Source organism: Arthrobacter sp. SLBN-83, assembly GCF_006715285.1.
Classification (GTDB): Bacteria; Actinomycetota; Actinomycetes; order Actinomycetales; family Micrococcaceae; genus Arthrobacter.
On record NZ_VFMX01000001.1, the window covers coordinates 3,305,161 to 3,318,023 of the forward strand.

Consider the following 12,863-nt stretch of genomic DNA (forward strand, 5'->3'; position numbering starts at 1 on the left):
CTCCCGACAAGAAGGCATTGATGTGACCGCCGTCGATCCCCGCGCGATCTTCCCCAGCTTCTATGACAACCCCGCGATTCGCGCCCTGGCGACCGCCTGCCGCTGGACCATCTCCGGCCGGCTCGGCGAGCTCGACGACGAGGACTCCGGCCGCAAGGCACCGATCGATGTGCGGCACCTGCTCGACGGCTGCAATCCGGGCTGCCGCCACGCAGGCCCCCTGCGCGGAGCTTTCGCCCTGGACGCGACCTGCCTGCTCACTCTCGACCAGCTGGCCGCCACACTGCCGAACGCGGCGAACGCTGCCTTCTACCTGCAGGCCCCCTCCGACGGTCTGATCGTGATCGACGTCGAGCCCGGTTGCCCGCCGGACGTGGCCGCAGACATCCTGCGCCTGCCCGGAATCCTGTACTCGGAGCTGTCGATGTCGGGCCGGGGCTTCCACCTGGTCGCCCCGCTGCCTGCCAACCTCCACGACTTCCCGATCGCCGCTGACAAGCGCGTCCTGCGCGAGGAGCACGGCTGGTACGAGGTCCTCCTGGACCATTGGTGCACGTTCACCCGCAACCCGGTGCCGCAGCGGATCGTCGAACACGTTGCGGCGCGACCAGCCTCCGACCGGTTCTCTTCGGTGGCGGACCTGTATGCAGACCTCGCCGCCAAGGCCAAGCCAAGCATCAGCATCCCCTCGACCGCCGTCGGCACGGACGGCGAAATGCCCGACATCCCGTACGCCGAGGCCATCGTCGAGCAGACACTCGCCGGCTCCCGCGACCGGCTGAAGACGCCCGAGGACTTCGACAACGACCGCTCCCGCTGGGAGTTCTCCGTCCTGGGTGTCCTCTACACCGGCATGCAGCTGCCGTTGCGCACCTACCGGTCCTTCGGCGCGCAGTTCTCCTCCGGTGACGAGGCCTGGCTGCTGTACAAGACCTCGCTGGCGGTGATCGAGCCTCGGCCCAAGCACGCCCAGATGCGCAACGGCAGGCCGTTCCTGCTGGACCGTGCCGCTGCCCTGGTGGCGGCACGGGAAGCCTCCGCCGAGGCGGGGTGAACCTTTGGGGGTTGCCCATCGGTTTGGCGGTGGAACAAGGACTGGATCGGGCGGAGCCCGATCGGGGATGGGGAGGCGGTGGGCTTCTGAGCCCGACCGCCCCCGTCACCGGGCCTTGTGGCCCTGCTTCCGACATGTCCCGTACGGCGCTCAGCCCTGCCGTGGGTCCGTCTCCCGTCTCACCTGCTCACAGCTCACCCACGACCAGAAAGACATTCCCATGAAGTTCAACGACACCCTGACGACTCTGATCCAGCAGTCCCTCGAGGTCGGGGCCACGCCCGCGCTCATGGGCGAGCCCGGTATCGGCAAGTCCTCCTTCGTCGAGGCTCTCGCCTACTCGATGGGCACCAAAGCCTTCGTCCTGCCCTGCAACCAGCTCGCCGACAAGGCCGACCTCACCGGCGCGCGCCTGGTGCCCTACGAGAAGACCGACGGGACACAGTCCTACAAGCAGGTCTTTTACCCGCACCAGGTCATTCAGGAGTGCATCGACTACGCGCTGGAGAACCCGCGCGAGTGGCCGATCCTCTTCCTCGACGAGATCAACCGCACGACCTCGGACGTGACCTCCGGCGCGCTCACCCTGGTGACCCTGCGGCGCATGGGCCACATCGAACTGCCGGAGAACGTGCGCCTCATCGTGGCGGGCAACGACAAGGGTAACGTCACGACTCTCGACGAGGCCTCGCTGTCGCGCTTCGCGATCTTCCACGTCGAGCCCGATGCGACGACCCTCATGTCCGTCCTCGGTGACGCGCTCAACCCCTGGGTGAAGAAAGTCCTCACCCAGCACCCCGGACTCATCTTCCAGAAGTCGACGCCGAACTCCATCGTGGCCGACGGCCGCGATGACGACGATGACGACGGCAACGTCACCATGGCCGAGCTGTTCGACGGCGGCGAGGAGATGAACCAGCTCACCACGCCGCGCACCATCGACCACCTCTCCCGGTGGCTGAACCGCGTCGACCGCCAGGAGCTGGCAAGCCACCTGGCGACCCCGGTCCAGATCGGCGGCCGCGACACCTCGCTGCTCAACGAGGCGATCGAGGCCTTCACCGGCGACACCATGTTCACCACCCAGCTCGTGGCGGTCATCGCCGAAGACCTCGCATCGAACTCGGGCGGCCCGGCACACAACCGAGTCAACGTGCCAAAGCCGAACTGCTACGCGACCCTCAAGTCCGCGGGCACGGTCACCGACCTCGCCGCGCAGATCTCGGGCCTGACCCAGAACGAGGTCTCCGGCTCGCTGCTCTACGCGATGAAGGAGAAGGATGACAACTCGCGCCTCATCGAGCAGCTGGCGCAGGCCGCCGTCCAGATTGAGCCGGAGCACACGCGCACCCTGTTCGAGCTGGTGACCACCGGGCAGTTCGACCGGCAGAACCTGGAGGCCTTCCTCGAGGTCGACTCGCCGATCGTGGCCGCGGTCAAGCCGTCCCTGTCGGCCTTCCTCTGAGCCGACCCGGCACCGGGCGGCGGGGGACGCCACCGGCTCCGTTCCGGAGCGTCCCCCGCCATCCCACGACACCCGTCGCCTCAGACCGCATTAGGAGACCACGATGACGATCACCGTCACGAACCAGAAGCCGGCGGTGCTCGACGCCCTGCACACGATCTCGTGCACGGGCGACTACGACCCCATGCCGGCCATCCAGAAGGTCCTGGTCGACCCGCTGCTGGAGCCGCTGAACCCCAGCGCTCCGGCGAGCATCGTCGACGGCTCGGGCCACGACATCACCGGCGACGTCCTGGACATCGTCATGCGCTGCCTCGGCGAGACGATGGACCCGGCCGCCGAGAAGAACGCCAAGGCGCTGCTCGGGCAGACCATGGTCAGCTATGACCAGGGCACGCCCCTGCCGGTGGGCGAACTGTTCGCTGTCCAGGCCGGGCAGCAGAACAAGTGGCCCGCGCCGTCAGCCCGGGTCCTTTACTCAGCCCAGAACGATGTCATCCCCGCGGCCAAGGGCCTGCTCGCAGGCTCCGCCGACGAGAGCGCCTTCTTCGCCTCCGTCGCCTACACCTACCACCCGAATACCCTCGGGTTCTGGTTCCAGTCCTCTGCCGCGTTCGACGGCTTCAAGATCTGGCTGAACCAGCAGGTGCAGACGATGGCCGGCGCGAACGCGATGCCGGCGGACACCCTCCGGCTGCTGAACGACTTCGCGAACCTCTCGCTCAAGGGGCTGACCGAATCGCTGCTGCTGCGCAAGGACGACTCCGACGGCAACGACGAGTTCTCTTTCGCCCGGCTGGTCATCCGCATGCTGATGACTTACGTCGACCAGCAGCGCAAGGCCGCCTCAACAGGCGCGGCCGCCCTCGACACCGGCATCATGCCGTTTACCGTCGGGGAGCTGTTCTGCCCGCGGTCGCTGGTCCTGGTCAACGTCGAGGCCCACGCCCGCGCCACCGCCGCAAAGGTAACGGGGGAGTGGAACCTCATCAACCAGTCCCTCGCCTCACCCGTGAAAGTCGTCTCCAACGCCGCGCTGTCCAAGCTGACCTCGCTCCCGCGAGCAGCTGCCAGGGCCGCTGCCATGGGCGCACGGCAGCAGCCGGGACAGCCGGGCTCGCGCTCGGCCCAGGTGAAGTTCCGCAAGGCCCCGCCCACGAAGCTGGACCTGTTCAAGGACATCACCCGGGTGCTCAAGCGCATGGGCAAGGTCAACAAGTCCCAGAACGTCTACCGGACGACGAAGACGACCTTCCTCAAGGCCAACCGCCGCAACCCGGACGACTTCAACAAGCCGGGCCGGATCACCTCGGTGCAGTACATGCCCGACCTGCACGTCTTCATCGACACCTCCGGGTCGATCTCCGAGGAGAACTACCAGGAGGCGGTGCTGATGCTCATCCGGATCGCCAAGAAGCTCAACGTCAACCTGTACTTCAACTCCTTCAGCCACATGCTCTCCCAGGAGACGCTGCTGAAGGTCGAGAACAAGTCGACGCGGCAGATCTGGCAGGAGTTCCGGAAGGTGCCCAAGGTCACCGGCGGCACCGAGTTCAAGCAGGTGTGGGACTACATCAACGCCTCCCCGGTGCGCAAGCGCCGGCTGTCGCTGATGATCACCGACTTCGAGTGGTCTCCGCCCTCGAGACGCGAGGAGCACCCGCCGAACCTCTACTACGCCCCGTGCTCGGCCATGGACTGGAAGTACATGGTCCGTTCCGCCGAGGCGTACGCGAACGGCATGCAGCACATCGACCCGAGCATCCGGCAGAAGCTGCTGGGCATGGTCCTCTGATCCTGCTCCCGGCCACAGGGGAGACGCCGACCGGCCGAACCGGCCGGCGTCTCCTCCTCCCTCAGACCTACCCGTAACCCTGCCGGGCATCCCGGCGCGCCCACCCAGCGCGCCGCCCGGCGAACCCCACCGAAGGAGGGACCCGCGATGGGCCTCAACAACTTCACGTCGGGCTCCGACGACGACACGAACAGCGGCGGCACGCCTCCGAGCTTCCCGCCCATGGGCGGCATCCCCAGCCAGGGCGGCCAGTCCGACGACGCCGTCAAGGAGCTCCTCGTCGACTACAACGAGAAGTTCAAGAACGCCGACCCGACGATGTTCCGCGACGCGCTCATCGAGCAGGTCCTCTCCGTCCTGATCAGCCGGAACAAGCCGAACGTGCTCCTGAAGGGCTCCGCCGGCGTTGGTAAGACCCGGATCGTCGAGGACATCGCCCGCCGGATCGCCCTGGGCGACACCCTCATCCCCGACCAGCTCAAGGGCTTCACCGTCTACGAGCTGCCCATCACCAACCTCGTCGCCGGCTCCGGCATCGTCGGGCAGCTGGAGGAGAAGGTCCAGGCCGTCATCGACTTCGCCTCAGACCCCAAGAACAAGGTCATCCTGTTCATGGACGAGATCCACCAAATCACCGGTGGATCCACCTCCCACACCGACTCGGTGCTGCGAAAGGTCTCGCAGGTGCTCAAACCTGCCCTGGCCCGCGGCGACATGCGCGTCATCGGTGCCACCACCTCCACGGAGTCCCGGGCCTTCGACGACGACCCTGCCTTCGCGCGGCGCTTCACCCCGCTCATCGTCGACGAACTGACCGTCGAGCAAACCCTCACGGTGCTCGGCAGTGTCCGTCCGGGCCTGGTGGCGCACTACCGCCACCAGATCGCGGTTTCCGACGATGTCCTGGCGGAGACGGTCCGGATCGCGGAGGAGAACTCCCGTGCCGGGCAGCACCGCCCCGACAGCGCCATCACGCTGCTGGACCGGGCGATGGCCGACCGTGTGCTGGAGCAGAAGAAGCTCATCGTCCAGGCCGAGGCAGCCGGAGACACGGCACTCGTGAACACCCTGCGGTCGATCCCGCAGGTGCCGCTGACTACCAAACGCGTCCTGGACGTGGCCAAGCGTCTGATGACCGGAAACGCCCAGCGTCCGGATTTCGACGTCGCAACCCTCCGGGCGACCCTGCTGGGCCGCCTGCGCGGACAGGACGACGTGCTCGAGAAGCTCGTGGACCGCCTGGCCCGCGAGGAGCTGGACCTGTTCCCGACGTCGACCCCGACAACCTGGATGCTCGCCGGAGCCTCGGGCGTGGGCAAGACCGAGACCGCGAAGATCATTGCGGAGCAGATGACCGGCACCGAGCCGATCATTCTGAACATGACGGAGTTCCACACTCCCTCGGACACCGCGAAGATCGTCGGGGCACCTCCCGGCTACGTGGGCTCGGACTCCAACCGCGAGCTGCCGTTCGACACGCTCGAGTCCAACCCCCACCGGGTGATCCTGCTCGACGAGTTCGAGAAGGCGGACAAAGCCGTGCAGCGGCTATTCCTCTCGGCCTTCGACGAGGGCTACATCCGCAACGCCCACGGCAAGGTGCTGGACTTCTCCAAGGCGCTGGTGATCTGCACGACCAACGCCGCGCGGGAAGCCCTGAACCGCAAGCCGGTCGGCTTCGGCTCGGCCCCGCCGGCGGTCTCCCACCGGTCCCTGACCAAGGAGCTGGCTCAGTTCTTCGACGCAGAGCTGCTCGGGCGGTTCTCACTCGTCGTGGGTTTCAACCCGGTCGACGAGCAGGCCTACCGGGAAATCCTCGCGGCGGAGTACAGCCGCCAGCGCGAACGGATCCTGGACGCCAGGCCCCGCCTGGGCCAGACGCTGCCCGCGTCGATCCCCGACGACGAGCTGCGTGCCGTCGCCGAGGAAACCTACGTCGACTCCCAGGGTGCGCGTCCGGCCGGCAAGGCCGTGCGCGTGTGGATCGAGGACCGGCTGCTCGCCGCCCAGGCTGCGTCGGCTGCGTCGACTGCGTTCATCCCACCCGCAGCCGCCGTCTCCGACGAGCCGGAGCCGCTGGCCGTCGATTGATCCGGCACCACACTGCGTTCGAGCGCCCCTGTCCCGGATACCTGGGGTGGGGGCGCTCGTGCGTGCGCGCACCGCGTTCGAACACAGGAAGAAGGACGTCACTGCCATGACCACCACGACCACCACCGCCGTCGGCACAGTCCGTTCGGCACAGCCCGAAGACAGGAGCGAGCAGATCTGCGGCGACGCACTGCTGCTGGTCTCCGCCCACTCGGCGGACGCGGCCGACTGCCGTGATCTCGCACTCATGCTCGGCCTTGTCGAGGTGGACCCCTCCGGGTCCGTCACCAAGGCCAATCCCTGGAACGCCGACTGAAGGTGCTTCCCGCCGGGCCTACCCAAGAGGTGAGCCTGCGATTGACCGCCGCGCGCATGGGTAGTGCGCGGTGTCCGGGTCCGCGGGGCTGACGCCGCCGCGCCCGGATTCAGGGGCCTCACGGCCCCTGACGGGTGGGTTGAGAGGAGCGCGGGAGGGCTCGTCGCCAGAGGCGAGCCCTCCCGCTCTCATGCCCGCGCCCGTGACCCAAGCGCTCGTCTACGAGCATTCGACTGACCATTCGTCTCCTGTGAGCATGGTCTATGCGGCTTCCATTCGACAAACCCTCTCGACCCGCCTACTGATTCGTTCGAAGAAAGACGACACCATGCCTATTCTGCTTGACGACATCGACCTTTCCGCAGCCGCCGTCGCTGCCCAGAAGACCGTCGACCCGAAGTTCTTCTCCTCGCGCCTGACCGGGTCCGGCAAGAAGACCGGCCTGCTCAATGAGAGCCTGCGGCCGATCAACACTGCGACCAACACCGCCTACGCGGTTGACCGCGACATCGAGGTCAAGCAGAGCTCGACCCACCACGACATCACCACCGCGCTGGTGCCGCTGGCCCCGATCACGCGCCGCTCCCTGCTCTCGGGCGGGTCGTTCACGCTGCCGGTACCGCATGTCGATGACCGCTTCGAGCTCGACATCGCCACGCCGACCAACTCCTGGGACGTGCACTTCGACATGACCCCCCAGGCCCTGACCGTGTACGAGGACAAGTCCGGCGACAAGATCCGCCGTGACCTGGTGATCCAGTACCGCCTGGAGCTCTACTTCCTCAAGCAGGGCTTGGCCGAGCCCGAGCGTGCCGTATCGGTATCCCGCTCCATCGGCTACGGTAACCACGACGCGGCGGTGTTCCTGCAGTGGGACACCAGCCCCGCAGAGAATGCCCGCGACGTCATCGAGGATGTGCTCTCGGCCGCAGGGTTGAGTGCCACCAACCTCGACAAGCTCGCCGACTGGATGGACGAGTACCCGATCTACGAGCGCATCACGCGCCTGGCCCAGATCTGGGACTCCGAGGCCATCTCGGACACCGTCTGCCAGTACGTGCAGGACATGCCGGCCAGCCCCACCGAGGAGCAGCTGAACATGCTCGCGGTGCAGCTGCGCTACCTGGAGAACTACAACGTCCCGCTGGAGGCCTACCGCCGGATCCACCAGCAGCTGGACACCACGTTCTCCGCGCCGATCGCGGCGAAGCTGTCCAAGCAGAACCTCAGCCTGCTGATGAACCACACCCTCGACCACCTGGAGCGCATGAAGGGCCAGCTCATCACGCCGCCCCAGCCGGCCACGGCCCCGGTCTTCCCGCCGCACCTGTCCAAGCAGCAGCTCGACGCGCTCAGCACGCACGAGCCGCTCGTGATGACGCAGGCAGGCGCGGGCACAGGCAAGTCGACCGTGATCCTCGAGCGCATCAAGTACCTCGAGACCTGCGGGGTGCCCGCCAGCGACATCACCGTCCTGTCGTTCACCAACGCCGCGGCCGACAACATCACGGAGAAGAACCCGAACGTCGGCTCGATGACGATCGCCAAGATGATCATCGACATCTATTCGATGAACCACCCGACCCACAAGGTCTCGGCCATCGACACGATCATCAACTCGATCGACATCTTCTACCCGAACAGCCAGTTCGCGGCGACGTTCCGACACCGCCTGCTGGAGGTCGACCAGAACAAGACCGGCGCGTTCACGGCCCTGAACACCTTCGTCGAGAACCACTTCGACGAGGTGATCGCGCTGCTCGACCGCATCGAGCAGACCTCGCTGGAGCTGCAGATCATCATCTGCTACCAGAAGATCGATGACATGTCCGAGCCTGCCCACGTGCAGAGCAAGTACCTGATCATCGACGAGGTCCAGGACAACTCGGTCTTCGAGTTCATCTACGTGCTGAAGTACATCACCAAGCACGCCCAGTCGCTGTTCATCGTCGGCGACGCCAGCCAGACGCTGTACGAGTTCCGCTCGGCCAACCCGAGGGCGCTCAACACGCTGGAGGGCTCGGGGGTCTTCGCGACCTTCCGGCTCACGACGAATTACCGGAGCAACCAGGAGATTCTCGACTTCGCGAACGTCGTGCTTGGCGGTCTGGAGACCAACCAGTTCGCCAACATCCAGCTGCAGGCCAACTCGCTGGCGGTGCCCACGGTCGACTCCTTCCAGGAGAAGGTCACCCTCAACTACCACGAGGTGGCCCGCCTGACCGGCTTCATCGCCAAAGACCTGCAGCCGCTCGTGCGCAACACGGTGATCCCGGAGTACGTTCAGGCCTGCCTGGACCGCGGCGAGCAGGTGGCCTTCCTGGCCTACGCCCGCCGTGAGGTGGCGCTGATCCAGGAAGTGCTCGAGAAGGCCTACCCGAATAAGCACGTGGCCTCGCTCGTCAGCGACCGCGTCTACGCCACGGACATCTTCTCGAAGTACATCAAGTTCTTCTGGAACGACGTCCTGCAGGTGCAGCCGGCCAACGCCTCGTTCGTGGTCTCCCAGGGGATCAAGGACAACATGGGCAAGCTGACGAAGAATGCCGGAAACGTCAACGTCGAGAAGGCAATCCTGCGCACCATCTCCGAGTGGTGGGTCGAGAACAGCGCCGCGATCAACGGCTGGGTGGCCCTGTGCAACCAGGGCAGCCTGCCTGCGAACGTGTTCTTCGACCGGCTCCGCGACAACCTCCTGTCCTTCGAGATCACGCGCAACCAGCAGAAGCTGAACGTGAACAAGCAGAAGAACCAGGAGCGCAAGCGGAAGAACCTCGAGTCCAAGGCCGACCTCGTCGTCTCGACGATCCACGGTGCCAAAGGCCTCGAGTTCGACAACGTCGTCGTCCTCTACAAGGAGGACGCGAAGATGACCCAGGACACCAAGCGGATGTTCTACGTCGCGTTCACGCGCGCCATGAAGAGCCAGTACGTGCTCTCCTACGGCACGGCGAAGAACCCGCCGATCCAGAGCAGCTACGAACAGATCGTCAACGCCCTCACCGAGCGTGACGAGAAGAACGCGCAGCGCGCTGCGGGCATCGACCCGACCCTTCTGGTCGACGACGAGGACGCCGGTACCGCCGGCGACCAGCAGCAGGTCGCAGAAGCCGTCTGACCGACGGCACCGGCGCGGGCGCTCCACCTCCACGAGAGGTCGGAGCGCCCGCGCCTCCTGCTTCCCATCCTATAAACACAGCCAATGCAGCTTCGAAGGAGCACGCCATGACCGCCACTGGAATCCAGGCCGGCTCAGAGGAGCTCGTGCCGGGCCCCGACAGTGCCTACGACCTGGTCATCTGCCACGACGACCGGATCGTCTTCCACAACCACTACCCCTCGCCAGCATTCCGGCTGCGCATGTGCGCGCAGCTGCTGACCGCCTCGGACGTCGTCCTGGGCGCAATCGACGCCTCCGCCGCGAACGAAGTGCACGAGCTGTACCAGTCCAGCTCCGGGCAGTGGGAGAGCGCCCCGGACAGCGTGGTCAACGCCATCGCCAAGCTCTGCCGCCGATGGGGCGTCCAGGTCTACGTGAGCACAACCCGCAAGAAGACCGAGGTTCCCGCCGCGCTCTATTCGGTGATCACCGAGTACGGCCCCGGACAGACCATCGCCGAGCACTTCACCTCCAGAGAGGCCCGCCGGGCCAGCCTCATCGAGCGTGCCGACATGTTCTTCAGCTCCCGCGGCAGCATCCCCGAGCGGGTGCTGGCCGACGAGCAGCGCCTCGCCGCGCTCGTGGGTGCGTTCCTCATGCCCGCCACCGTGCTCCTCACCGAGGCCGTGCTCGACGAGGCCGACGGCCACTACAAGCCCTCCGGCCGGCCACTGCCGATCCTCTGAGCACCGCCCGAGCGGACGGCCCCGACCACAACCCTGACCAGCAGACCCGGAAGGGACCCGCCATGTCCGCACCTGACACCGTCAAGCCCGAGAACCCGTACGCCCGTACGTACGCCGACTTTCTCGCCCAGACCCGGGAGCACGTCCTCGTCGTTCTGCACGACGAGGATCTCTACCGCCACTTCAGGATCCAGGCCCCAGGGACCCGCATGTGGTCCTGGGACGTCACCACCTGGCCCGGCCACCTGGCCACCAGCGGCGACATCGCCGACGGCTACATGTTCACCCGAGAACCAGACATGATCGGGTTCTTCGCGTCGGCCGGCAAGAGCGAGGGCTACTACTCCGACGGTGCGCCAAGCATCGACTTCCGCTACTGGGCCGAGAAGCTCTGCGGCGGCCGCTCCCGCGAAGTAAAGCAGTACGACCCGGATCTCTTCATCCAGCTGGTGCGGGAGCACCTCGAAGAAAGCGAGGGACTCGGCACCGAGGCCCAGGAGGTCCACCATCAGCAGTTGGCGCTGCTGGCGCGCCTGCACGAACTGCGCGGCCTTGACGGGGACGCACAGTTGGCGCTCTTCGAGGCCCACTGGACCGCCCAGGAGCACCGAGCGGCCACCGACACCGTGCTGAACCACGAGCGCCGGAACGCGGCCGCTGCGGCGCGTGCTGCCCTCTGGAGCACCGACGGCATCCCCGACGAGAAGTTCGACCGGCTCACAGAGGAACACAACTGGATGGAGATCGCCGACATCGAGGTCCCACGACATTCCCCTGCCGAGCGGCGCATGGAAATCATCGAAGACGCCCGCTGGCACGCCGACAGCGAGTCGGAGGCCCACAAATGGCTGGCTGAGCACGAGGACACCGTCGGCTCCGACACCTGGGAGTGGGACCTGCGCGACTGGGACATCCACTTCCTGTTCACCTGCTACTGCGTCGACCTGGCTGTGCGCCTCTACCGCGAGCACGCCGCCGCGAAGACACAGCAATCCGCCGCCTGAGCCGACCCCACCCACATCCCGACCCAAGGAGAACCCATGAGCGCCGATATGCTCACCGCGGCCATCGCCGTCCCGGCCAACCGCACCAAGCCGATCGACTTCGAACGCGGCCGCCTGATGGTCGAGGAGACCGCGGACCCTGAATCGTTCCGGTTCGACGACCCCGAGTCCCAGCTCGAGGAGCTGGTCGAGGACTTCGACCCCGACATGCACCTGGACGCCGAGGGCGAGCCGACCCCGGAGGTCATCAAGCGCGTCGGCCGCAGGATCATCGACGAGCTCGAAGAGGTGCTGGACTCCAGCGAGACGGACACCATCGAGGTCGCCGGCTACCGGCTGTACCTCTCCGGCGGACTCTCCTCGGGCGATTCCCCCACCGACGCCGCCGACGCGATCTGGCACGCCCACCACCTGCCGGTGACCGTCCTGCTTGCCATGGGATTCATCCCCGACTGCCGCAGGCCGCTGTCCCGGACCAACGGCAACCCCGGACCTGTGACCGACACCGACATCGTCGACGCCAATGCCCTCGGCCTCGGCACCAAGCCGGAGTGGTCCGGTGCCGACGAACTGGAGTGGATCGCCAACGCGATCGGCTCCGTCCGGCCGCACCCGGGAGACCGGGACCCTGCCGAGTACCACGCGGAGTTCACGGAGCAGCACGGCTTCGATCCGGTCGACGACAACTTTCTCATCGGCTATGTCAGCCAGTACGACAACCAGGAAGGCGGGGACTGACCTTGGCCAGTGGTGTTTTCATCCTCTGCGCGTGCTGCGCCCTCAAGCTCGCGAACGACGACGAGTCGGCCTGCCGCGACTACCACGGCCACGACCACGCTCCGCTGCAGGTGCCGGCTGGCACCGCGATCACCCAGGGTCCCCACGAATGGGCCGGCTCTCTCGAACTGACCTGCCATGGCCATGAAGACGGGACCATCCAGCCCCTCGGGGAGTACTGGGTGGCCCAGCCCGGTCCCGCACCGGCCGAAGAAGGAGTGCGATGAGCAGCCGGACACCAGTGCCCGATGCCCTCTTCGACGCCGATCTCTGCCAGCCTCTCGGCCGCGAGGACTGGGTTGACCGCTTCGACTGGATGATCATCGACAGGCGCGTCGTGCACGCGCCTGTCACCTGGACATGGACGTGTCCCACATGCGGAGAGTCCGGGGTCATGCCCGATGGTCCCGACCCGCTGGCAGTCCCGCACGGGCCACAGCATGCTGCAGGACTTTTCGGGACGATCGTCCCGCTCGACGTCGAGGCCGAGCGTCCGTCCACTGAATAGCCTCACC

At 66.5% G+C, this 12,863-nt stretch carries 11 protein-coding genes; all 11 read left to right on the forward strand.

Features of this window, described 5'->3' with window-relative positions; all coding sequences use genetic code 11:
- Positions 1-22 precede the first annotated feature (22 nt).
- Positions 23-1,054: a hypothetical protein gene (locus tag FBY30_RS15505; RefSeq protein ID WP_056387464.1), complete on the forward strand. Its 1,032-nt coding sequence runs from the start codon at positions 23-25 to the stop codon at positions 1,052-1,054.
- Between the two features lie 220 nt (positions 1,055-1,274).
- The gene (locus FBY30_RS15510) at positions 1,275-2,519 is read left to right on the forward strand and encodes an AAA family ATPase (RefSeq protein WP_056387461.1); all 1,245 of its coding nucleotides are present in this window, start codon (positions 1,275-1,277) and stop codon (positions 2,517-2,519) included.
- Positions 2,520-2,622: 103 nt separating this feature from the next.
- Positions 2,623-4,314, forward strand: coding sequence for a hypothetical protein (locus FBY30_RS15515; RefSeq protein WP_056387459.1), 1,692 nt, complete (start codon positions 2,623-2,625; stop codon positions 4,312-4,314).
- A gap of 147 nt (positions 4,315-4,461) precedes the next feature.
- Positions 4,462-6,405, forward strand: coding sequence for an AAA family ATPase (locus tag FBY30_RS15520; RefSeq protein ID WP_082581620.1), 1,944 nt, complete (start codon positions 4,462-4,464; stop codon positions 6,403-6,405).
- Between the two features lie 106 nt (positions 6,406-6,511).
- Positions 6,512-6,721 (forward strand): hypothetical protein, encoded by a 210-nt coding sequence (locus FBY30_RS15525; protein ID WP_142133563.1) that lies wholly within the window; start codon positions 6,512-6,514, stop codon positions 6,719-6,721.
- Between the two features lie 328 nt (positions 6,722-7,049).
- On the forward strand, positions 7,050-9,839 hold the full coding sequence (locus FBY30_RS15530) for an AAA family ATPase (protein ID WP_056387452.1): 2,790 nt from the start codon (positions 7,050-7,052) through the stop codon (positions 9,837-9,839).
- A 107-nt stretch (positions 9,840-9,946) separates the two neighbouring features.
- Positions 9,947-10,567, forward strand: a complete 621-nt coding sequence (locus FBY30_RS15535; RefSeq protein ID WP_056387450.1) for a hypothetical protein — start codon at positions 9,947-9,949, stop codon at positions 10,565-10,567.
- A gap of 62 nt (positions 10,568-10,629) precedes the next feature.
- Positions 10,630-11,571: a hypothetical protein gene (locus FBY30_RS15540; protein WP_056387446.1), complete on the forward strand. Its 942-nt coding sequence runs from the start codon at positions 10,630-10,632 to the stop codon at positions 11,569-11,571.
- Positions 11,572-11,607: 36 nt separating this feature from the next.
- Complete coding sequence (locus FBY30_RS15545; protein WP_056387443.1) at positions 11,608-12,309, forward strand: hypothetical protein; 702 nt, start codon at positions 11,608-11,610, stop codon at positions 12,307-12,309.
- Positions 12,310-12,311: 2 nt separating this feature from the next.
- On the forward strand, positions 12,312-12,575 hold the full coding sequence (locus FBY30_RS15550) for a hypothetical protein (protein ID WP_056387441.1): 264 nt from the start codon (positions 12,312-12,314) through the stop codon (positions 12,573-12,575).
- On the forward strand, positions 12,572-12,856 hold the full coding sequence (locus tag FBY30_RS15555; protein ID WP_056387438.1) for a hypothetical protein: 285 nt from the start codon (positions 12,572-12,574) through the stop codon (positions 12,854-12,856). Before FBY30_RS15550 ends, FBY30_RS15555 begins: the two co-directional genes overlap by 4 nt.
- The last annotated feature ends 7 nt before the right edge of the window (positions 12,857-12,863 follow it).

Excerpts from the sequence above, each read along its gene's own strand:
- FBY30_RS15510 (WP_056387461.1), top strand. The coding sequence starts at position 1,275 with ATGAAGTTCAACGACACCCTGACGACTCTGATCCAGCAGTCCCTCGAG.
- FBY30_RS15525 (WP_142133563.1), top strand. The coding sequence starts at position 6,512 with ATGACCACCACGACCACCACCGCCGTCGGCACAGTCCGTTCGGCACAG.
- FBY30_RS15515 (WP_056387459.1), top strand. The coding sequence starts at position 2,623 with ATGACGATCACCGTCACGAACCAGAAGCCGGCGGTGCTCGACGCCCTG.
- FBY30_RS15540 (WP_056387446.1), top strand. The coding sequence starts at position 10,630 with ATGTCCGCACCTGACACCGTCAAGCCCGAGAACCCGTACGCCCGTACG.
- FBY30_RS15535 (WP_056387450.1), top strand. The coding sequence starts at position 9,947 with ATGACCGCCACTGGAATCCAGGCCGGCTCAGAGGAGCTCGTGCCGGGC.
- FBY30_RS15520 (WP_082581620.1), top strand. The coding sequence starts at position 4,462 with ATGGGCCTCAACAACTTCACGTCGGGCTCCGACGACGACACGAACAGC.
- FBY30_RS15545 (WP_056387443.1), top strand. The coding sequence starts at position 11,608 with ATGAGCGCCGATATGCTCACCGCGGCCATCGCCGTCCCGGCCAACCGC.
- FBY30_RS15555 (WP_056387438.1), top strand. The coding sequence starts at position 12,572 with ATGAGCAGCCGGACACCAGTGCCCGATGCCCTCTTCGACGCCGATCTC.
- FBY30_RS15530 (WP_056387452.1), top strand. The coding sequence starts at position 7,050 with ATGCCTATTCTGCTTGACGACATCGACCTTTCCGCAGCCGCCGTCGCT.